The organism is Streptomyces koelreuteriae, assembly GCF_018604545.1.
Taxonomy (GTDB): Bacteria; Actinomycetota; Actinomycetes; order Streptomycetales; family Streptomycetaceae; genus Streptomyces; species Streptomyces koelreuteriae.
On sequence record NZ_CP075896.1, the window covers coordinates 7,389,911 to 7,410,351 of the forward strand.

Annotated in this window: 21 protein-coding genes and 1 pseudogene; 7 read left to right on the plus strand and 15 right to left on the minus strand. The window is 71.1% G+C overall.

Going from position 1 to position 20,441, the window contains the following annotated elements:
• Positions 1 to 20: 20 nt before the first annotated feature.
• A complete protein-coding gene (locus KJK29_RS33360; RefSeq protein WP_215122880.1) occupies positions 21 to 506 on the minus strand; it encodes an Lrp/AsnC family transcriptional regulator in 486 nt (161 codons plus the stop codon).
• Between the two features lie 77 nt (positions 507 to 583).
• Here KJK29_RS33360 and KJK29_RS33365 point away from each other — a divergent pair, with 77 nt between their 5' ends.
• The 4 genes from KJK29_RS33365 to KJK29_RS33380 are packed head-to-tail and all read left to right on the plus strand — an operon-like array spanning position 584 to position 4,634.
• Positions 584 to 1,333, plus strand: a complete 750-nt coding sequence (locus KJK29_RS33365; RefSeq protein WP_215122881.1) for a LytR/AlgR family response regulator transcription factor — start codon at positions 584 to 586, stop codon at positions 1,331 to 1,333.
• A 2-nt stretch (positions 1,334 to 1,335) separates the two neighbouring features.
• Positions 1,336 to 1,704: a hypothetical protein gene (locus tag KJK29_RS33370; protein WP_215124542.1), complete on the plus strand. Its 369-nt coding sequence runs from the start codon at positions 1,336 to 1,338 to the stop codon at positions 1,702 to 1,704.
• Between the two features lie 9 nt (positions 1,705 to 1,713).
• On the plus strand, positions 1,714 to 3,429 hold the full coding sequence (locus KJK29_RS33375) for a sodium/solute symporter (RefSeq protein WP_215122882.1): 1,716 nt from the start codon (positions 1,714 to 1,716) through the stop codon (positions 3,427 to 3,429).
• The gene (locus KJK29_RS33380) at positions 3,426 to 4,634 is read left to right on the plus strand and encodes a sensor histidine kinase (RefSeq protein WP_215122883.1); all 1,209 of its coding nucleotides are present in this window, start codon (positions 3,426 to 3,428) and stop codon (positions 4,632 to 4,634) included. The genes KJK29_RS33375 and KJK29_RS33380 overlap by 4 nt, the downstream gene beginning before the upstream one ends.
• A 4-nt stretch (positions 4,635 to 4,638) precedes the next feature.
• Here the strand turns inward: KJK29_RS33380 and KJK29_RS33385 are convergent, their stop codons facing one another.
• The 5 genes from KJK29_RS33385 to KJK29_RS33405 form a co-directional block, all read right to left on the minus strand.
• Positions 4,639 to 4,818 (minus strand): hypothetical protein, encoded by a 180-nt coding sequence (locus KJK29_RS33385; protein WP_215122884.1) that lies wholly within the window; start codon positions 4,816 to 4,818, stop codon positions 4,639 to 4,641.
• Between the two features lie 81 nt (positions 4,819 to 4,899).
• Entirely contained in the window at positions 4,900 to 5,850 is a 951-nt protein-coding gene (locus KJK29_RS33390; RefSeq protein WP_215122885.1) for a cytochrome c oxidase assembly protein, read from the minus strand.
• A 103-nt stretch (positions 5,851 to 5,953) separates the two neighbouring features.
• A complete protein-coding gene (locus tag KJK29_RS33395) occupies positions 5,954 to 6,979 on the minus strand; it encodes a 6-phosphofructokinase (RefSeq protein WP_215122886.1) in 1,026 nt (341 codons plus the stop codon).
• Positions 6,980 to 7,182: 203 nt separating this feature from the next.
• Positions 7,183 to 7,911 carry a type 1 glutamine amidotransferase gene (locus tag KJK29_RS33400; RefSeq protein ID WP_215122887.1) on the minus strand — a complete coding sequence of 243 codons (729 nt, stop codon included), beginning with the start codon at positions 7,909 to 7,911 and terminating at the stop codon, positions 7,183 to 7,185.
• A gap of 23 nt (positions 7,912 to 7,934) precedes the next feature.
• On the minus strand, positions 7,935 to 9,173 hold the full coding sequence (locus KJK29_RS33405) for a MurT ligase domain-containing protein (RefSeq protein ID WP_189724382.1): 1,239 nt from the start codon (positions 9,171 to 9,173) through the stop codon (positions 7,935 to 7,937).
• Between the two features lie 159 nt (positions 9,174 to 9,332).
• Between KJK29_RS33405 and def the strand changes: the two genes are divergently transcribed.
• Positions 9,333 to 9,878 (plus strand): peptide deformylase, encoded by a 546-nt coding sequence (gene def / locus KJK29_RS33410; RefSeq protein ID WP_215122888.1) that lies wholly within the window; start codon positions 9,333 to 9,335, stop codon positions 9,876 to 9,878.
• Between the two features lie 60 nt (positions 9,879 to 9,938).
• On the opposite strand, the gene KJK29_RS33415 is transcribed toward def, so the two are convergent.
• Complete coding sequence (locus KJK29_RS33415) at positions 9,939 to 10,583, minus strand: TetR family transcriptional regulator (RefSeq protein WP_215122889.1); 645 nt, start codon at positions 10,581 to 10,583, stop codon at positions 9,939 to 9,941.
• A gap of 175 nt (positions 10,584 to 10,758) precedes the next feature.
• Here KJK29_RS33415 and KJK29_RS33420 point away from each other — a divergent pair, with 175 nt between their 5' ends.
• The gene (locus KJK29_RS33420; RefSeq protein WP_215122890.1) at positions 10,759 to 11,985 is read left to right on the plus strand and encodes an acyl-CoA dehydrogenase family protein; all 1,227 of its coding nucleotides are present in this window, start codon (positions 10,759 to 10,761) and stop codon (positions 11,983 to 11,985) included.
• Here KJK29_RS33420 and KJK29_RS33425 read toward each other — a convergent pair.
• The 3 genes and pseudogenes from KJK29_RS33425 to KJK29_RS33435 form a co-directional block, all read right to left on the minus strand.
• Complete coding sequence (locus tag KJK29_RS33425; protein WP_215122891.1) at positions 11,982 to 12,503, minus strand: cupin domain-containing protein; 522 nt, start codon at positions 12,501 to 12,503, stop codon at positions 11,982 to 11,984. The genes KJK29_RS33420 and KJK29_RS33425 overlap by 4 nt on opposite strands.
• 7 nt (positions 12,504 to 12,510) lie before the next feature.
• On the minus strand, positions 12,511 to 13,725 hold the full coding sequence (locus tag KJK29_RS33430; protein WP_215122892.1) for a cytochrome P450: 1,215 nt from the start codon (positions 13,723 to 13,725) through the stop codon (positions 12,511 to 12,513).
• A gap of 1 nt (position 13,726) precedes the next feature.
• Positions 13,727 to 14,794: pseudogene (locus tag KJK29_RS33435) on the minus strand (type III polyketide synthase); the annotation flags it as partial.
• A 182-nt stretch (positions 14,795 to 14,976) separates the two neighbouring features.
• Here KJK29_RS33435 and KJK29_RS33440 point away from each other — a divergent pair.
• Positions 14,977 to 15,645, plus strand: a complete 669-nt coding sequence (locus KJK29_RS33440) for a transcriptional regulator (protein WP_215122894.1) — start codon at positions 14,977 to 14,979, stop codon at positions 15,643 to 15,645.
• Here KJK29_RS33440 and KJK29_RS33445 read toward each other — a convergent pair.
• From KJK29_RS33445 to KJK29_RS33465, 5 genes are all read right to left on the minus strand, one after another.
• On the minus strand, positions 15,642 to 15,878 hold the full coding sequence (locus KJK29_RS33445) for a DUF6213 family protein (protein ID WP_215122895.1): 237 nt from the start codon (positions 15,876 to 15,878) through the stop codon (positions 15,642 to 15,644). The two genes, KJK29_RS33440 and KJK29_RS33445, sit on opposite strands and share 4 nt — an antisense overlap.
• Positions 15,879 to 15,903: 25 nt before the next feature.
• On the minus strand, positions 15,904 to 17,289 hold the full coding sequence (locus KJK29_RS33450) for an NADP-dependent succinic semialdehyde dehydrogenase (protein WP_215122896.1): 1,386 nt from the start codon (positions 17,287 to 17,289) through the stop codon (positions 15,904 to 15,906).
• A gap of 76 nt (positions 17,290 to 17,365) precedes the next feature.
• Positions 17,366 to 17,824: an NUDIX domain-containing protein gene (locus KJK29_RS33455; protein WP_215122897.1), complete on the minus strand. Its 459-nt coding sequence runs from the start codon at positions 17,822 to 17,824 to the stop codon at positions 17,366 to 17,368.
• Complete coding sequence (locus tag KJK29_RS33460) at positions 17,821 to 19,359, minus strand: ATP-dependent DNA ligase (RefSeq protein WP_215122898.1); 1,539 nt, start codon at positions 19,357 to 19,359, stop codon at positions 17,821 to 17,823. The genes KJK29_RS33455 and KJK29_RS33460 overlap by 4 nt, the downstream gene beginning before the upstream one ends.
• A 69-nt stretch (positions 19,360 to 19,428) precedes the next feature.
• Positions 19,429 to 20,406: an NAD(P)/FAD-dependent oxidoreductase gene (locus KJK29_RS33465; protein ID WP_215122899.1), complete on the minus strand. Its 978-nt coding sequence runs from the start codon at positions 20,404 to 20,406 to the stop codon at positions 19,429 to 19,431.
• Positions 20,407 to 20,441 lie beyond the last annotated feature (35 nt).

The following is a 20,441-nucleotide window of genomic DNA, read 5'->3' on the forward strand; positions in this document are numbered from 1 at the left end:
CTGCTGCGCGCCGTCCGGGGCTACTCCGGCGCGGGATGGCTGGCCCCCGCCTCCGGACTCTCCGGAAGCAGATGCGACAGCACCATCACGCTGATCGTCTTCCGGATGAACGGCTCCTGGCGGATCCGCTCCAGCACCTCCTCGAAGTGCTCCACGTCCCGGGCCCGCACATGCAGCAGCGCGTCCGCGCCGCCGGTCACGGTCATCGCCGCCGCGATCTCCGGGTAGTCGCGCACGACCTCCGCGAGCCGCCGCGGCGGGGCCGCGCCCTCGCAGTACACCTCCACGTAGGCCTCCGTGCGCCAGCCCAGCGCCGACGGCTTCACCGTGGCCGTGAAACCGGTGATCACACCTGTTTCACGCAGCCGGTCGACCCGGCGCTTGACCGCCGTCGCCGACAGCCCGATCGCCGTGCCGATCTCGGCGAAGGACGTCCTGGCGTTCGCCATCAACGTGGTGATGATCTTCCGGTCGAGTTCGTCGAACGGCGTGGACCTGCTGTTCATGCGGGCACTGTATCCAGCGGGAACGCGCACCCCCGGCACATGTCCAGACGTACGGATCGCCCCTACACTCCGGGTTCATGCTGCGCGCCCTGGCTGTCGACGACGAACGCCCCTCGCTGGAGGAACTGCTCTACCTGCTGCAGGCGGACCCCCGCGTCGGCAGCGCGGAGGGCGCCGGCGACGCCACCGAGGCGCTGCGCCGCATCAACCGCGCCCTGGAGTCCGGCCCCGGCGGCCCCGAGGCGATCGACGTCGTCTTCCTCGACATCCAGATGCCCGGCCTCGACGGCCTCGACCTGGCCCGGCTGCTCACCGGCTTCGCCCGGCCGCCGCTCGTCGTGTTCGTCACCGCCCACGAGGACTTCGCCGTCCAGGCCTTCGACCTCAAGGCCGTCGACTACGTCCTCAAGCCCGTCCGCAAGGAACGCCTCGCCGAAGCCGTCCGCCGCGCCGCCGAGCTGCGCGGCGCCGCCCCGCCGATACCCGTGCACGAACCCGACCCCGACCACCTGCCCGTCGAGCTCGGCGGCGTGACCCGCTTCGTCGCCGTCGACGACATCACCCACGTCGAGGCCCAGGGCGACTACGCCCGGCTGCACACCGGCAAGGGCAGCCATCTGGTCCGTATACCGCTGTCCACCCTGGAGGAGCGCTGGCGCTCCCGCGGCTTCGTCCGCATTCACCGCCGCCACCTCGTCGCCCTGCGCCACATCGGCGAACTCCGCCTGGACGCGGGGACCGTCAGCGTCCTCGTCGGCTCCGAGGAACTCCAGGTCAGCCGGCGTCACACGCGAGAACTGCGCGACCTGCTCATGCGGAGGCCGTGACCGTGCCCCAGGACCACACCGAACGCCGCGTCGTCGTCACCGCCCCGCCCCGCCGCACCCGCCGCACCCACCGGGCCTCCGGCTACTACCGCCCGCGCACCGAGATCGACGAGCAGACCACCCTCGGCCACACCTACGTCCGCTCCCTGATGCGCACCCAACTGCGCGCCGCCCTCACCGTGTTCGCGATCCTCGGGCTGCTCGTCGGCCCGCTGCCGCTGCTGTTCGCCGCGACGCCCGGCACCGGCCGCCTGGAGTGGGCCGTCCTCGGCTTCGGCCTCTACGTCCCGCTCGTCCTGCTGGCCCGCTGGTACGTCCGCCGCGCCGAGCGCAACGAACGCGACTTCGTACGCCTCGTCGAAGACCGCTGAAGCCGTCCCATGAACTCCAGCTACGCCATACCCGCCGTCGCCCTGGTCGTCGTCGCGACGGTTCTGGTCGGCGCCTTCGGCCTGCGCATCTCCCGCACCACCTCCGATTTCTACGTCGCTTCCCGTACCGTCGGCCCCCGCCTCAACGCCGCCGCCATCAGCGGCGAGTACCTCTCCGCCGCCTCCTTCCTCGGCATCGCGGGCCTCGTCCTGGTCCAGGGCCCCGAGATGCTCTGGTACCCGGTCGGCTACACCGCCGGCTATCTGGTCCTGCTGCTCTTCGTCGCCGCCCCGCTGCGCCGCTCCGGCGCCTACACCCTCCCCGACTTCGCCGAGGCCCGCCTCGCCTCCCAGGCGGTACGGCGCCTCGCCGGTGCCTTCGTCGTCGGCGTCGGCTGGCTCTACCTGCTGCCCCAGCTCCAGGGGGCCGGACTGACCCTGACCGTGCTGACCGGGGCGCCGGACTGGCTGGGCGGAGTGATCGTCGCCGTCGTCGTCACGGCCACCGTCGCCGCCGGCGGCATGCGCAGCATCACCTTCGTGCAGGCCTTCCAGTACTGGCTGAAGCTCACCGCCCTGCTCGTCCCCGCCCTCTTCCTGGTCCTCGTCTGGCAGCACGACGGAGCCCCGCGCCGGGCCTTCGACGAACCGGCCACCTTCCGCGAGCAGCGCGTCGTGCGCGTGGACGACAGCATCGCCCTCACCCTCGACCGACCCCTGACGGTCACGGTGACCGGCACCGTGGACGGCCGTACCCACACGGACACCCGCCTGGAACTCCCCGCCGGCGCCCACCACATCGAACGCGGCACCCGGCTCACCTTCGCCGCGGGCGCGACCGTCCCGGCGGCCGAGCGCAGCGCCGGCGGCGACCTGTCGCCCTCGCAGGACGAGGGCCGCGGGGAACGCCCGCTGTACGCCACGTACGGGCTGATCCTCGCCACGTTCCTCGGCACCATGGGCCTGCCGCACGTCGTGGTCCGCTTCTACACCAGCCCGCACGGCGTCGCCGCCCGCCGCACCACCGTCGTGGTCCTCGGCCTCATCGGCGCCTTCTACCTCCTGCCGCCCGTCTACGGCGCACTCGGCCGCCTCTACGCCCCCGAACTCACCCTCACCGGAGACCCGGACGCCGCCGTCCTGCTGCTGCCCGACCGCATGATCGGGGGAGTGGGCGGGGACCTGCTGGGCGCGCTGGTGGCGGGCGGTGCCTTCGCCGCCTTCCTGTCCACGGCCTCGGGGCTGACGATGGCGGTCGCGGGCGTCCTCACCCAGGACGTGCTGCCCTCCCGGGGCGTGCGGTACTTCCGGCTCGGGACGGTTCTCGCCATGGCCGTGCCCCTCGCGGCGAGCGTTCTCGTCGGCGGGCTCCCGGTCGCCGACGCCGTCGGGCTCGCCTTCGCCGTGTCCGCCTCCTCGTTCTGCCCGCTGCTCGTCCTCGGCATCTGGTGGCGGCGGCTCACCCCGCCCGGCGCGGCAGCCGGGATGCTGGTCGGCGGCGGCTCCGCCCTGCTCGCCGTCGCCGCGACCATGGCGGGCTACCCGGGCAAGGGCGCGCTGCACGCCCTGCTCGCCTGGCCCGCTCTGTGGTCGGTGCCGCTGAGCTTCCTCACCATGATCCTGGTCTCCCTGGCGACCCCCGGCCGGGTGCCCCCGGGCACGGCGGCCGTCCTGGCCCGCTTCCATCTGCCCGAGGAGCTGCGCACGGAGGTGAAGACGCCATGAGCGGATTCCTGGCGGGCCTGTGCGTCGCCGTGCTCCCCGTGCTGGCCGCCGGGGTCTGGCTGGGCCGGCGCGGCGCACGGGGGGCCAAGAGCCTCGGCGGCCTCGGCACCCCCGTCGAGCACGCCACCTTCGAGACCCTGCACACCGCCTCCCTCGCCGCGCCCCCGCTCCGGGCCGGCCTCACCGAGGAGACCGCCCGCAAGTCCGCCCGCAAACTGCGCTCCCTGCTCGGCACGGACGCCCTCTGCCTCACGGACCGCGAACAGGTCCTGGTCTGGGACGGCGACGGCGCCCACCACCGCGACCAGATCATGGAACGCCTCGGGGCAGCCCTGGACACCGGCCGGGGCGAGGCCTTCCGGCTCACCTGCGACACCCTCGACTGCTCGGTGCGCTGGGCGGTCGTCGCCCCGCTCACCGTCGACGACCGGGTGCACGGCGCCCTCGTCGCCTGCGCGCCCCGTGAGTCGGCGGTCCTGGTCCGGGCGGCCGGCGAGGTGGCCCGCTGGGTCTCCGTCCAACTGGAGCTGGCCGACCTCGACCAGTCGCGCACCCGCCTCATCGAGGCCGAGATCAAGGCGCTGCGGGCTCAGATCTCCCCGCACTTCATCTTCAACTCGCTCGCGGTGATCGCCTCGTTCGTCCGCACCGACCCCGAGCGCGCCCGCGAACTGCTCCTGGAATTCGCCGACTTCACCCGCTACTCGTTCCGCAGGCACGGTGACTTCACCGCCCTCGCCGACGAACTCCACGCCATCGACCACTATCTGGCGCTCGTCAGGGCACGCTTCGGCGACCGCCTCTCCGTCACCCTCCAGATCGCCCCGGAGGTGCTGCCCGTCGCCCTGCCCTTCCTCTGCCTCCAGCCGCTCGTCGAGAACGCCGTCAAACACGGCCTTGAGGGCAAAGCCGATAAATGCAGCATCCAGATCACCGCCCAGGACGCGGGCGCAGAGGCGCTCGTCGTCATCGAGGACGACGGCGCCGGCATGGACCCCGACCTGCTGCGCCGCATCCTCGCCCGTGAGGTCAGCCCCTCGGGCGGCATAGGGCTCTCCAACGTCGACGACCGGCTCCGCCAGGTCTACGGCGACGACTACGGCCTCGTCATCGAGACCGCCCCGGGCGCGGGCATGAAGATCACCGTTCGGATCCCGAAGTACCAGCCGGGCGTGCACTCGGCGGGCCGGCTGACCGGGGAGTGAGCCGTCAGGTGCTGCGTGTGGTCACCACCAGTCCGAGGGTGATCAGTCCCAGGACGACCCAGCCGAACCACAGCCAGCCGTTGCTCCCCAGCGCCACCGTGTAGGCCGTCACCGCGACGAGGCCGCCGAGGGTGAGCACTCCCATGGTCTTGGTCGAGTTTGAACCGTTCGTGGAACCGGGCATCGCAACACCCTCCTCGTGGTCCGATGCCTCCATGGTGCCTGGCGGACGCCCGGTGCGCACGGTCCTTGCGCGAGCGGGCTTTCAGCGCCCCTGCGCGTTCAGCGAGGCCAGGTAGGCGTTGTACGCCTCCAGCTCCTTGTCCCCGTCGCGGTCGGCGGCCCGGTCCTTGCGCCTGGCCTGGCGCTGGTCGGAGGCGTACCACTGGAACAGCAGGGCGATCAGCACCAGCACGGACGGGATCTCGCTGAACGCCCAGGCGATGCCGCCCGCGGCGTTCTGGTCGGAGAGCGCCTCGATGCCGAGCGAGGCGGGCGGGTTCATGAACGTCCCGACCATCGGCTCGGACGCCATCATCAGTGCGATCCCGAAGAACGCGTGGAACGGCATGCCCGCGAACAGCTCCAGCATCCGCATCAGGTAGCCGGGGCGGTGCGGCCCCGGGTCCACGCCCATGATCGGCCAGAAGAACACCAGCCCGACGGCGAAGAAGTGCACCATCATCCCGATGTGCCCCGGCTTGGAGCCCATCAGGGTGTCGAAGAGCGGCGTGAAGTACAACCCGTACAGGCTCGCGATGAACAGCGGGATCGTGAACGCCGGGTGCGTGATGATCCGCATGTACCGGCTGTGCAGGAACATCAGCAGCAGCTCACGGGGGCCCTTACGACCCCGCCCCGCCGTGGGCAGGGCGCGCAGCGCCAGCGTGATCGGGGCGCCGAGCAGGACGAGGATCGGCGACACCATGCTGATCACCATGTGCTGCACCATGTGCACGCTGAACATGACCATGCCGTAGTCGTTCAGCCGGGTGCACATCATGAGCGCGACGGTCAGCACACCGATGACGAAGGCGGCCGTCCGCCCCACGGGCCACTTGTCCCCGCGCCGCACCAGCCGCACGACACCCCACCCGTACAGCCCGAGCCCGACCAGGCAGGCGACGAGAAAGAACGGGTCGGCCGACCACTCCAGCCCTCGTCCCAGCGTGAACGGCGGCAGATCCATGGTCATGCCGTGCCCGCTGTGATCCATTCCGCCGGCTCCTGTTTCGTGGGGGTGTGCAGCAATCTGTCCGCCCACAAGAGTAGAACCGCCCCCGGCCACACAAGTGACCGGGGGCGAAGTTACAGCAACCTCAGAGAACGGTCTCCGCCTCGGCGTACCGATCGTCCGGCACGGTCTTCAGCGTCTTCACGGCCTCGGCCAGCGACACCATCACTATGTCGGTCCCGCGCAGCGCGGTCATCTGCCCGAACTCCCCGCGATGCACGGCCTCCACCGCGTGCCACCCGAACCGCGTCGCGAGCACCCGGTCATAGGCCGTCGGCGTACCACCCCGCTGCACATGCCCGAGAATGACCGGCCGGGCTTCCTTCCCCAGCCGCCCTTCCAGCTCCACGGACAGCTGCCGCGCGATACCCGCGAACCGCTCGTGCCCGTAGATGTCCTTGCCGCCCTCGTCGAACTCCATGGACCCGGCCCGGGGCTTCGCCCCCTCCGCCGCCACGACGATCGCGAAGCGCTTGCCCGCCTCGAACCGCTCGCCGACCCGCTTGGTCAGTTCCTCTATGTCGAAGGGCCGTTCGGGGACGACGATGGCGTGCGCGCCGGCCGCCATGCCGGAGTGCAGCGCGATCCAGCCGGTGTGCCGCCCCATGACCTCGACCACCAGGACCCGCTGGTGGGACTCGGCGGTGGTCTTCAGCCGGTCCAGCGCCTCGGTCGCCACCCCCACGGCCGTGTCGAAGCCGAAGGTGACGTCCGTGACCGCGATGTCGTTGTCGATGGTCTTCGGCACACCGACGACGGGCAGACCGCTGTCCGACATCAGCCGGGCGGCCTTGAGGGTGCCCTCACCGCCGATGGGGATGATCGCGTCGAGGCCGAGTTCCTCGACATGGCCCTTGGCCCGCTCCACACCGTCCCGCAGATGGGAGGGCTGGACCCGGGAGGACCCGAGAATCGTGCCGCCGCGGGCGAGGATGCCACCCACCGCGTCGAGGTCGAGCTTGAGGTAGTCGCACTCCAGGAGGCCCTTCCAGCCGTCCCGGAAGCCGATGACCTCGTCGCCGTGGTCCACGACGGCGCGGTGTACGACGGACCGGATGACGGCGTTCAGGCCGGGGCAGTCGCCGCCGGACGTGAGGACACCAATACGCATAGCCCGAAATACCTTCTCAACGTGGGCCGGGGACCGGACCACGTTGTCCGGCTCGAATTCCCGCCACCCTAGCGTCACGAAGGGGCGGGACCGAACCGCGCGTCCGCCTGCTGGACTACCCCGCTCACCTGTGCGGATGTGCCGTCAGACGGGCTGTTGACCAGCAGGTTGACGCGTACCTCGGGCAGGCTGCGACGCCGTGCCTACGCGGGCGCCTGAGCAGCCGCGATGCGCTCGTCGCGCAGTGCCTCGTACCAGCGGTCGTCGGTCGGCGGCAGCGCGTTGACGTCGAGCGCCAGCTTCAGCAGCAGGTCCGCGATCAGCGGGTTGCGCGCGAGCACGGGGCCGTGCATGTACGTGCCGAAGACGGTGTCGTTGTACGCGCCCTCCGTGCCGTCGCCCGTGCCGTTGCCGTTGCCGAAGCGGACCTGGGCGAGCGGGCGGGCGGTGGGGCCCAGGTGGGTCACGCCCTGGTGGTTCTCGAAGCCGGTCAGCGGGGGCAGGCCGAGGCGCGGGTCGACGTCGCCCAGCACGTCACCGACGCACCGCTCGCCCTCGCCGCGCACCGACACCACGTCCAGCAGCCCGAGGCCGGGCTCGCGCTGGCCGAGGTCGTTGATGAACTCGTGGCCGAGGATCTGGTAGCCGGCGCACACGGAGAACACGATGGCGCCGTTCTCCACGGCCCGCTGCAGACCGCCGTCCCGGCGCAACCGCTCGGCCGCGAGCCGCTGCGGACGGTCCTCGCCGCCGCCGATCAGATAGATGTCGCCGGACGTCGGGATCGGCTGGTCGCTGCGCACGTCCAGCCGGGCCACGTCCAGGCCGCGCTGGTGGGCACGGCGCTCCACGACGAGGACGTTGCCCTGGTCGCCGTAGGTGCTGAGCAGGTCGGGATAGATCCAGACGACCCGCAGTTGGTTGTCGCTCACAAAAGTCCCCTGACGTCTCGTGCTCAGTTGCCGACGCGGCGGCGCAGATCCTGGAACGCCGTGTAGTTGGCGATGACCTCGATCCGGCCCGGCGGGCACGCCGCCACGGCCTGGTCGAGGTTCTCGTAGACCTGGAAGTGCTGGTCGGCGACCTCCAGCCGGACCGCGAGGTCGAGCCTGCGGTCGCCGACGACGCAGATCGGGTGACCGGTCAGACGCGTGTAGTCGACGTCCCACAGCCAGGAGGTGTCGGTGCCGTCGGCGCCGCGCGCGTTCACGGAGAGGATCACCGGGGTCGGCGGCGGGTCGATCAGCGAGAACGTCTCCAGCCAGCCGGCCGGGTTCTTCGCGAGCAGCAGCCGCAGGTCACGGCCCTGGAACTGGACGATGTCGTACCGCCCGGCCACCGCCTGCACCTGGTACATGCGCTCCAGCGCGACCTGCGGCGGCACCCCGAACACGGCGGCGACGGCGGCCGAGGAGGCGGCGTTGGCCTTGTTGGCGCGGCCGGGGAGCTGGAGGTGGATCGGCCAGGCCGAGCCGTGCGGGTCGAGGACGTGGTCGCCGGAGAGCGCCCAGCTCGGCGTCGGACGGCGGAAGCCGCACTCACCGCAGAACCAGTCGTCGCCCGGGCGCTGCATCACGCCACCGCAGGACGGGCAGGACCAGGCGTCGTCCTTCCACATCTGCCCGGCCGCGACCCAGATCACATTGGGGGAGGACGACGCCGCCCACACGACCAGCGGGTCGTCGCAGTTGGCCACGACCACGGCCTTGGAACCCGCGAGCCCCTCCCGCCAGTTCTCGGCGAGCATCCGCGTCTCGGCGGCCCGGTCGAGCTGGTCGCGGGAGAGGTTCAGCAGGGCGATGCACTTCGGGGCGGTGTCCCGGGCGACGCCGGCGAGGTACTTCTCGTCGACCTCGATCACGCCGTAGCGCGCCTCCGAGCTGCCCGCGAGCGCCGAGGTGATGCCGGCCGGCATGTTGGCGCCGAGGGCGTTGGAGACGACCGGTCCGGCCGCTCGCAGTGCCTCGGCGATGAGCCGGGTGGTGGTGGTCTTGCCGTTCGTCGCCGAGACCAGGATCACGTCCAGGTTCTGCGCGAGCCGGGCGAGGAGGTCGGGGTCGAGTTTCAGCGCCACCCGGCCGCCGATCACCGAACCGCTGCCGCGCCCTGCGGCGCGGGATGCCGCTGCGACCGCCTTGCCCGCGGTCACGGCCAGCTTGGCCCGCGGCGAGAGCGGGTCCGAGTTGCCTGCCATCAGTTCTCGATCCTCCTTGCGTACGCGCCGCGCCTTGAAGCCTGACGGCCACGTGGTGTGGACCTCAGCCTATCGAGATCCATTAGCACTCCCGAACCGCGGCACTGTGGCGAACTCGTGTGGGAGGCGCGGACCGACAAGGACCTTACTCTTGCCGCCATGCGACACAGCCCCATCCCCGGCGCCCACGGCAGCGTGAGACCCCTCACGCTGCACGGCGACCCGCTCCTGCACACCCCCTGCGCCGAGGTCACCGACTTCGGCCCCGAACTGGCTCGGCTCGTGGAGGATTTGTTCGCGACGATGTACGCCGCCCAGGGCGTCGGCCTCGCCGCCAACCAGATCGGCGAGTCGCTGCGGGTCTTCGTCTACGACTGCCCGGACGACGAGGACGTCCGCCACCTGGGCCACGTGGTCAACCCGCGCCTGGTCGAGGCCGACGGAGTGGTCATCCGGGGCCCGGAGGGCTGCCTCTCCCTGCCGGGCCTGGAAGCGGGCACGGAACGCCACGACCACGCGGTGGTCGAGGGCTTCACGATGACCGGAGACCCGGTCACCGTCCACGGCACGGGCTTCTTCGCCCGCTGCCTGCAACACGAGTGCGACCACCTGGAAGGCCGTATCTACCCAGACCACCTGACAGGCCGCCGCCACCGCAAACTGATGCGCCAGGTGGCCAGGTCTTCTTGGCGCCGGGATATGTAATTCAGGGGCGCGGGGAACTGCGCGAACAACCCCCACCGGCCGTCAGTCGAGACACGACGGTCAGAACCCCGGACTGCCGACCTTGTCTCCCGCAGCAGCAAGACGCCCCCACAACAGATCAGCCAGACTCCGCACCAACTCGGCACGAGAACAGGGTCGTTCCCCCAGCCACCAGTCCCCGGCCGCATGCATCATGCCGACAATCCCATGCCCCCACACCCGCGCCAGCTGCTGCCCGCCCGGCCCGAGATCCAGCCGGTCCTCGATGACCTGCGCGAGTTCCTCACCCATCCGCCGCAACAACGGCGCACTGTGCTTGCCGACATCGAACCCCTGATCCCCCGGCTGGCTCCCCTCCGCCGGATGCATCAGAAACCGGTACACCTGGGGCCGCAGCTCGATCGCCGTGAGGTACGTGTCCAGCGTCGCCTCGACCCGCTCCCGCCGGTCCGCCGGCGCGTCGAGCGCCGCCCGCAGTGAGTCCAGCAACGCGTCCGTGTGCCGCTTGGCAAGGGCCGCGTAAAGTCCGCCCTTGTCGCCGAAGTGCCGGTACAGAATCGGCTTGGTGATGCCCGCCTCCGCGGCGATCGCGTTCATCGAGGCCTGCGGGCCGTCGCGCAGCACCACCCGGTCGGCGGCCTCCAGCAACTCGCGCCGCCGGCGGTCGGCGGACCGTTGCTGATCGGTCCGCTGCGTGGTGTCCATGTGCTCTCCCCACCCGTGCTGATTCGATGACGCCAGCGCAAACTAACACCCAAGCATGCACCGCACACCGAACGGGTGCCGACCGGTCGGTAGGAGTTGACTTCGACTACCGACCGGTAACAGGATGGTGTTACCGCAAGTAACATGCACGTGTGCCGCCGCTGGAGGGGACGACATGGCCGAGTTCACCATGGAGCTCAACGACGAACAGAAGGAGGTCCGGGACTGGCTGCACGGCTTCGCCGCCGATGTGATCCGCCCCGCGGCGTCCGAATGGGACGAGCGTGAGGAGACTCCCTGGCCGGTCATCCAGGAGGCCGCCAAGGTCGGCATCTACTCCCTGGACTTCTACGCCCAGCAGTACTTCGACCCCACCGGCCTCGGCATACCGATGGCGATGGAGGAGCTCTTCTGGGGCGACGCGGGCATCGCCCTGTCCATCGTCGGCACCGGCCTCGCCGCCGTCGGCGTCCTCGCCAACGGCACCGAGGAGCAGATCGGCACCTGGATTCCCCAGATGTACGGCGACGCGGGCGATGTCAAGGTGGCCGCCTTCTGCTCCTCCGAGCCCGACGCCGGCTCCGACGTCGCCTCCATGCGGACGCGGGCCGAGTACGACGAGGCCAAGGACGAGTGGGTGATCAACGGCACCAAGACCTGGGCGACCAACGGCGGTATCGCCAACGTCCATGTCGTGGTCGCGGTGGTCGACCCCGAGCTCGGCTCCAAGGGGCACGCGTCCTTCATCGTCCCGGCGGGCACACCGGGTCTGGCCCAGGGGCAGAAGTTCAAGAAGCACGGCATCCGCGCCTCGCACACCGCCGAGGTCGTCCTGGACAACGTGCGCGTTCCCGGCTCCTGCCTGCTCGGCGGCAAGGAGAAGCTGGACGAGCGGCTCGCCCGTGCCCGGGAGAAGGCCAAGCAGGGCGGGGAGCGCGTGAAGAACGCGGCGATGGCCACGTTCGAGGCGTCCCGCCCCGCCGTGGGCGCGATGGCCGTCGGCACGGCTCGCGCCGCCTACGAGGTCGCCCTCGACTACGCGAAGACCCGTGAGCAGTTCGGCCGCCCGATCATCGACAACCAGGGCGTCGCCTTCCAGCTCGCCGACATGCGCACGTCCATCGACGCGGCCCGGCTCCTCGTCTGGCGTGCCTCCTGGATGGCGGTCAACGGCAGGCCGTTCACCGCCGCCGAGGGCTCGATGTCCAAGCTGTTCGCGAGCGAGACGGCCAAGAAGGTCACCGGCCAGGCGATCCAGATCCTCGGCGGCAACGGCTACACCAGGGAGTACCCGGTGGAGCGGATGCACCGCGACGCCGCGATCTACACGATCTTCGAGGGCACCAGCGAGATCCAGCGACTGGTCATCGCCCGGACCCTGGCCGGCACGCCCATCCGCTAACGGTGCCTGAGCGGCGTGAGCTGCTCGATGTCGTACCGCGCCCGCAGCTCCTGGATCGCCGCGTGATCGGGCGGGCCCCCACTGCCGAGGATCTCCAGCAGTTCCTCGAAGTACCGCTCGTGATCCGGCGGCGGGCTCGCCTGGAAGAACATCTTCGCGGGTCCGTCCGTCGGGTTGGCGAACGCGTGCGGGCAGCCCGGGGGCACGACGATCACCGTGCCCGGTGTCGCGCGCACCACCCGGTTGCCCGAAGTGGACTCCCACTTCTGCCAGTTGTCGGGGGTGCGGATCCGCGGTTCGAAGGCGAGGACATCCAGCTCGCCTTCGAGTACATAGAACAACTCCTCGCTGCGGGTGTGCACATGGGCGCCGACGTCGAATCCCGGCGGCACGACCACCTCGAAGGTGGAGGCCATGCGCGAGTGCGAGCCGGTCACCTTGAAGGTGACGTGCTGGGCAGGGGCCTGTACCACCCGGCCGTGGCCGGGTGGTACGAGCAGTCCTTCCGTCGCCGTCATGGCCCGTTCACCACGTCACGGGCAGGGCCTCGGGACCGCGGATCAGCGCGCCCTTCCTGAAGGGCACCTCTTCGGCGGGTACGGCGAGCCGCAGGCCCGGAACGCCGTCGAGGAGCGCGTCGACCAGGAGTTGTGACTCCAGCCGGGCCAGCATGCCGCCCGGGCAGTAGTGCGGGCCGAACCCGAAGGACACATGGGGGTTGGGGCTGCGCAGGAAGTCGATCGTCTCCGGGTCCGGGAAGACGTCGGGGTCGCGGTTCGCGGCCAGGTACGACACATAGATCGCGTCGCCCGCCCGGATCCGCACCCCCTTGATCTCCACGTCCTCCAGGGCGATCCGCGACAGGCCGACCGCGTTGCGGTGGGGGATCCAGCGCAGCAGTTCGTCGATGGCCTGGGGACGGATCTCCGGCTCGGCGCGCAGCCGGTCGGCCAGGTCGGGCCGGGTCAGCAGCACGTAGAACATCTGGCCGCTGTTGTTGGTGACCGCCTCGCCGCCGATCTGGAGGAGCACCGCGAGTCCCACCCCCTCCTCCAGGGTGATCTCGCCACGGCCCAGGGCGGCGCCGAGCAGGGACGCGACGTCCTCGCCCGTGCTGCCCTCGCGCACGCCGATCAGATCGGCGAAGTAGGAGCTCATCTCCTGCTTGGCCTTCTCGCTGACCTCGGCGCCGTGCGAGGAGGACAGGATGAACTGGGTCCAGCGGTGCATGTCCTGCCGGTCCGCGGCCGGGACGCCCATCAGCTCGCAGATGACCGCGATGGGGAACGGGCCGAGCACGGACTCCGTGAGGTCGGCGGGCGGGCCGTCCTGGAGCATCTCCTCGACCAGTTCCGCCAGCATGCGGCGGGACCGCTCGCGCACCCGCTCCACCCCGCGCGCCGTGAACGCGGCGGCGACACTGCGGCGCAGCCGGGTGTGGTCCGGCGGATCCAGGAAGCCGACCGCGCCACGGGCCGGGATGAAGTGCGGTGCGAGCCGGGTGACCTGCCGGTCCATGACGGCCTCGCGGCTGAAGCGCGGGTCGTTGGTCACCATCCGGGTGTCGTCGTAGCGGGTGACCAGCCAGGCCCAGCCCTCGCCGTTGGGCAGCTTGATGCGGGTGACCGGGCCCTCGTCCATCAGCCGGCGCAGCACCGGGTCGAAGTCCGCGCCGGACAGATCGAGCGCGGGCCAGTCCCGGACCGGGGGCAGCGTTTCCGTGATCGTCTCTTCGCTCATCTCACATCGTCTCGTCCGCGCGGTGCCAGCGGCCCACGGTCATCTCGGCGGTGATGCCGGGTCCGAACCCGGCGAGCAGCCCGCGTGCCCGGTCCTGGGCGCCGCCCTCCTCGAACAGTCGGCGCAGGGCGTCCAGGACGACACCGCTGGCGATGTTGCCGTACTCGGTGAGCGTGGCCCGGCTGAAGCGGAAGGCGTGCGGGTCGACCTTCAGGAAGGTGCTGAGGTCGTCGAGAATGCGGGGCCCGCCCGCGTGGACTATGTAGAAGTCCAGGTCGGAGGCGTCCCAGCCGTGGTCTCCCGCCAGCTCCTTCAGCGCGGGCGCGAGCGGCTCCATGGTGGCCGGCACCCGCTTGTCCAGCAGGAAGTGGAAGCCGGTGGCCCGTACGTCGTACATGATCCACTCTTCGGTCTTGGGGATCAGGTACGAGCCGTTGCGTTCCAGGCTGACGCCCTCGCCGCCCCGGCCGCGGACCACGGCGGCGGCGATGCCGTCACCGAACAGGCCGTTGGACAGCAGCGAGCCGACACCGATGTCGGTGGGCTGGTAGCACAGCGAGCAGAACTCGCAGGCCACGATCAGCGCGTTGGCCTCGGGGTAGGCCGTGCAGAAGTCGTGCGCCCGGTTGATCGCCGCACCGCCGGCCGCGCAGCCCAGCTGGGCTATGGGCAGTTGCCTGGTGGTCGGGTCGAAGCCCATCTCGTTGATCAGCCAGGCCGTGAGCGAGGGCATCATGAAGCCCGTGCACGACACGTAGATGATCACGTCCACGTCGGTGGTGAGCAGCTCGGCGTGGTCGAGCGCCTCCTGGATGACCGCGGGCACCCGCGCCTTCGCCTCGGCCTCGTAGAGCTTGTTGCGGTCCTCGAACCCGGGGTGTTTCAGGGTCTCCTCGATGGGCTGGACGATGTGCCGCGTGCGTACGCCGGTGTTCTCGATCAGCCTGAGGGCCAGCGGCAGTTGGGGGTGATCGGCGTGGCGCTCCCGCGCCAGCTCAAGCGTCTCCTCCATCGTGATCACGTGCTCTGGAACGGACACCGAGGGTCTGCACAAAGTCGCCATGAACCGTGCCTGCTTTCGCCTCCCGGGAGGCCTTTCGCCTCCCGGTCAGAAGGTGGTTCACCTCAGAGGGTGGTCCCTCCACGATCACCCGGTGGGACGCCGACTTCGCGTCGGACTGCTCCATTTCGGGGACCCCGTGCCAGGCTCGGGGCAGACCTGTCCACGGACACGCACCGACGGAGGACGCGATGACGCGCACGGCCCGGGACCTGCTGCGGACGACCACCACCCGACTCGCCCCAGACCCGCGGTCCAACCCCTTGGTCCCCCGGATCGCCCAGGGCACGGCACCCCGCAGCGCCCTCGCCGCCCTCGCCCTGGAACAGTCCTGGGTGATCCCCGCGGACCGCCGCGCGTTCCTCCATCTGGCCGAGCGTTCCCTCGTCACCGCCCCCGAGGCCGCGGCCTTCTTCCGGAGCCTCGCGGAGGGCGAGGCGCTGGCGGAGGAACTGCTGCCCTCGCTCGCACAGGCGTGCGGTGTGGACGAGACGGCGGCGGCGTCGTACGAACCCCTCGCCGGCTGTCAGGCCTACCCCGCGTACGTCGCCTGGCTCTCCCTCAACGGCTCACCGGCGGACGTCGTCCTGGCTCTGACCGCCAACTTCTCGGCGTGGGGCGGCTATTGCGCGACGATCGCGAAAGCCCTACGGGCTCACCACGGCTTCACGGACGAGGCCTGCGCATTCTTCGACTTCTTCGCGGACCCGTCACCCGAGCTGGACGAGAAGGCCGTGACGGCGGTACAGGCGGGTCTGGACACCGGGCAACTGAACGAGTCCCTGGCACACGGATACGGCCGCCTGCTCCAGCTTTACGAGGCGATGTTCTGGTCCACGCTGGGTCATCTGCCCTCTTAGGTCGCGCCCCCACTGCTGTGCGCGATACAAGCCACATCAATCCGATCGGCCAGCTTCGCAAGCTCGATCGTCAACGCCGCGACCGTGTCCTCATCCAGCCCCGACTCCCCGGCCTCCACCAACCGCACCCACCGCCCCCCCAACGTCCGCAACAGCTTGCTGACATCCGCCGCAGCCACCTGCAAGGTCCCGTGGTCGTCGACGATCAACGGCAGAGTCACTTCGCGGTTCACAGACGGGATCGTAGCCCCGCAACACTCACGCACCATGCCAAACAGTCGTGATGTTGCAGAACTCCCGGATTCCGTGCCCGGACAGCTCACGGCCGTACCCGGACCGCTTCACCCCGCCGAAGGGGAACCCCGGATGGGAGGCCGTCATGCCGTTGAAGAACACGCCGCCCGCCTCCAGATCCCGTACGAACCGGTCCACCTCGGCCTCGTCCCGCGTCCACACGTTCGAACTCAGCCCGAAGGGTGAGTCGTTCGCGATCAGCACGGCCTCGTCGAGGTCGGCCGCCCGGTACAGCGTGGCGACGGGGCCGAACGCCTCCTCCCGGTGGATGCGCATCTCGCGGGTGATGCCGGCGAGGATCGTCGGCGCGTAGTACCAGCCGGGCCCCTCGGGCCGTTCGCCACCGCACAGCACCTGCGCGCCGACGCGCACCGCGTCGTCGACCAGTTCCTCCACATCGCGCAGCCCCTGCTCGCTGGAGAGCGGGCCGACGTCGGTGTCCTCGGCCGTGGGGTCGCCGACGTTCAGCGCCCGCATGCCCTCGGCGAAACGCTCGGCGAAGGCGTCGTAGACATCCGTGTGCACGATGAACCGCTTCGCGGCGATACAGGACTGCCCGGTGTTCTGCACCCGCGCGGTCACCGCGACCTTCGCCGCCCGGTCGATGTCGGCGGAGGGCATGACGACGAACGGGTCGCTGCCGCCCAGCTCCAGCACGGTCTTTTTGATCATCTCGCCTGCGGTGGAGGCGACCGCGCGGCCCGCCGGTTCGCTGCCGGTGAGGGTGGCCGCCCTGACCCGCTCGTCGCGCAGGATCTCGTCGACCGCGCCGGAGCCGATCAGCAGGGTCTGGAAAGCGCCCTCGGTGAAGCCGGCCCGGTGGAACAGATCCTCCAGGTAGAGGGCGGTCTGCGGGACGTTCGAGGCGTGCTTGAGCAGGCCCACGTTGCCCGCCATCAGCGCGGGCGCGGCGAAGCGGATCACCTGCCACAGCGGGAAGTTCCACGGCATCACCGCCAGCACCGGACCCAGTGGCCGGTAGCGCACGCGGACGCGTGAGGCGCCCGAGTCCTTCACATCGGTGGCGGCGGGTTCCTCGTCGGCGAGCAGTTCCTCGGCGTGCTCGGCGTACCAGCGCATCGCCTTGGCGCACTTCGCGGCCTCGGCCCGGGCCTGCTTGATCGGCTTGCCCATCTCGGTGGTCATCACCCGGGCGATGTCGTCCTGATCCTCTTCGAGGAGGTCGGCGGCCTTGTTCAGCAGCCGGGCGCGCTCGTCGAACGTCGTCGTCCGGTACGTGCGGAAGGTGGCCTCGGCGAGCTGGAGCCGGCGCTCGATCTCCTCCTCGCCCATGGCCTCGTACGTCTTGAGCGTCTCGCCGTTCGCCGGGTTCACCGTTGCGATGGGCATGGCTGACCTCCCTCGGTGCGGGCTGTGTCTCGACCTTCCCGCGCGGCGGAGGGGACCGCAACGCGGGAGCGTCTGCTCAGGGCGAGTGCTCAGCCAGGCGGTCGAGAAACGCCGTCTGCGCCTTGACGATCACCTCGCGGGCCCGGTCGAGGGCGAACCACGCCACCCGGTCCAGCTCGGGGAACTCCTGGAGCCGTCCCGACTTCGGCGGCCACTCCATCCGGAAGGTGCCGGGCGTGATCGTCGCCGGGTCGAGGTCCGCCTCGATCGCCCACACCGTGACGATCTTGCCGCCCGTCTGCCGGACCTCGCCGAGGGCGATGGCCTCGCCGTCGGGCGGCGGCAGCCCCAGTTCCTCCTGGAACTCGCGGCGGGCGGCCGCCCAGGCGGGTTCGTCGGGCTCGTACTCGCCCTTGGGGACGGTCCACGCCCCCGCGTCGCGCCGGGCGAAGAACGGGCCGCCCATATGGCCGAGCAGCACCTCCGGGCCGTTGCCGGTGGGGCGGAAGAGCAGCAGGCCCGCGCTGCGCTTCACGGACGCACCCGCGGATGCGCGGCCAGCAGGGTCTCCACCGTGTCGGCGTCCTGCGGGCGCTTGTCCTCCCGGTAGCGGATCACGCGGGCGAAGCGGAGGGTGACGCCCGCCGGGTAGCGAGTGGAGCGTTGCAGACCGTCGTAGGCGATCTCGACGACGAGTTCCGGGCGTACGGTCACGACGTGGCCGTCGTCCTCGACGGCGAGCCGCCGGAGCCGTTCGGTCTGCCAGGTCAGCAGGGCGTCGGTCATGCCCTTGAAGGTCTTGCCGAGCATGGCGAGGCCGCCGTCGGCGGTGCGGGCGCCGAGGTGCAGGTTGGAGAGCTTGCCGGTGCGGCGGCCGTGGCCCCACTCGGCGGCCAGCACCACCAGATCGAGCGTGTGGACCGGTTTGACCTTCAGCCAGGACGCGCCGCGCCGGCCCGCGCTGTAGGCGGCGTCCAGCGCCTTGACGACGACGCCCTCGTGGCCGCGCTCCAGGGTCGCGGCGAGGAACTCCTCCGCCGTGCCCACGTCGTCCGGGCCGGACATCGTCGTGCGCCGCACCCGCATCGGCTCGGGGACCAACCGGGCCAGCTCCGCGTGCCGCTCGGCGCACGGCAGGTCGAGCAGGTCGTGGCCGTCGACGGACAGCGCGTCGAAGAAGACGGGGGAGACGGGGACCGCGCGGGCGGCCGTCGCCACGTCCGAGCGGGAGCCGACGCGACCGGCGGTCTCCTGGAACGAGCGGGGGCGCCCGCCCTCGTCGAGGGAGATCACCTCCCCGTCCAGGATGAACCTCTCGCCCCTCAACTCCAGTGCGGCGGCCGTCACTTCGGGCAGCCGGTCGGTGATGTCGTCGAGGGTGCGGGTGTAGAGCCGGACCGTGCCGCCGTCCCGGTGCACCTGGACGCGGATGCCGTCCAGTTTCTCCTCGACCGCGCAGGCGCCGAGCTTGTCCAGCGCCTCGGCGACCGAGGAGGCGCTGTGCGCCAGCATCGGCCAGACCGGGCGGCCGACCGTGAGGCGGAAGCGGTCCAGGGCGGCGGGGCCGTCCGAGAGCAGCGCCTCGGCCACCGCCTGGAGCGAGCCCGCGAGCATCACCGCCCGCCGTACGTCCGCCGGGGGCGCCCCGGTCGCCTGGGCCAGTCCCTCGACCGCGACGGCGTCCAGCGCGCCCTGCCGCACCTCGCCGGTGAGCAGCCCGAGCAGGAACCGCTGCTCGTCCTCGGTGGCCGCGCCCATCAACTCCCCGACCAGCCGGGCCCGTTCCGTCTGGGAGCCGGGACCCGACACCTTGCTCAGCTCCGCCAGCCGGGCGTCCACCTCCCGCACGGTCAGGCCCGGCTCGGCCGCCGGGGCGACCGGGCGGCTCAGCACCTTCCAGCCGACGCCGATCCGGCCCTGCGGCAGCCGTCCCGCGAGGTAGGGGATGACGATCGGCACGTCGTCCGCCTCCGCGTCCCGGAACAGCTCCGCGAGCAGCGCCGTCTTCCGGGACCGCGCCGAGGTGGCGGCGACCTCCTGGGACACTCGGGCCAGCCGGTGCAGCAGCATGCAGCCATGGTGCACCGGAGGCGGTGCCTCTACACCCGGGCGGACTGCGGAGGCCGGTCATCGGAGCATCTACCGCTGGGCAGCCGCGTCGAGGTCCTCCATCAGCAGATCCCCGACGATCGCGGACGCCGCCCGGTATCCGCCGCTCGCCGCGTGCACGACCTGCTCGGCGAAGCCGATCGCGTTGCCCGCGGCCCACACGCCCGGCACGGTCGTCAGACCGGTGGGGTCGATGACCGGGTACGCGCCGAAGGGCGTCTCCTGCAGCTCGGCGCCGAGCTCTTCCAGCAGGCCGGTCTGCGGGACGGCGTGCGGGGCCACGAACAGCGCGGAGCGGGCGTGCGTCGAGCCGTCGGCGAGCCGGACGCCGGTGAGCCGGTCGTCCTCGACCACCAGCCCCGCGACCTCGCCCGGCACCACATCGACCCCGGCCGCGGCGAGCCGGCGCAGATCCTCGTCGGACAGCTCCTCCTCGGCGACCGTGTGCAGGAAGAACCGCACGTCCTTCGACCACTGGGACACCATCAGCGCCTGGTGCACGCTCTTGGCGGACGTCCCGAGCACGCCGAACGGCTGGTCGCGCACCTCCCAGCCGTGGCAGAACGGGCAGTGCAGCACGTCCCGGCCGAACCGCTCGGCCAGCCCGGGGATCGCCGGAAGCTCGTCCTTCAGCCCGGTCGCGACGACCAGCCGCCGGGCCCGTACGGTCCGGCCGCCGGCCAGTACGACGGTGAAGTCCTCGCCCCGCCCTACTGCGGCGTCCTCGCCCCGCTCCACCTCCACCACCCGGCCTCGCACGAGCTCCACGCCGTAGCGGGCGATCTCCTCCCGGCCGATGGCGAGGAACTCGGCGGGCTGCATGCCGTCCCGTGTCAGGAAGCCCTGCATGTGCGCGGCGGGCGCGTTGCGCGGCTCGCCGGCGTCGACGACCAGCGTGCGCTGCCGGGCCCGGCCCAGCACCAGCGCCGCCGACAGGCCCGCGGCACCGCCGCCGACGATCACGACGTCGTACGTCTCGTCGTACGTCTCGGTGTGCTTCTCGGTCATGTGACCACCTCCACTGCCGAGCGTCGCCCCGGTCT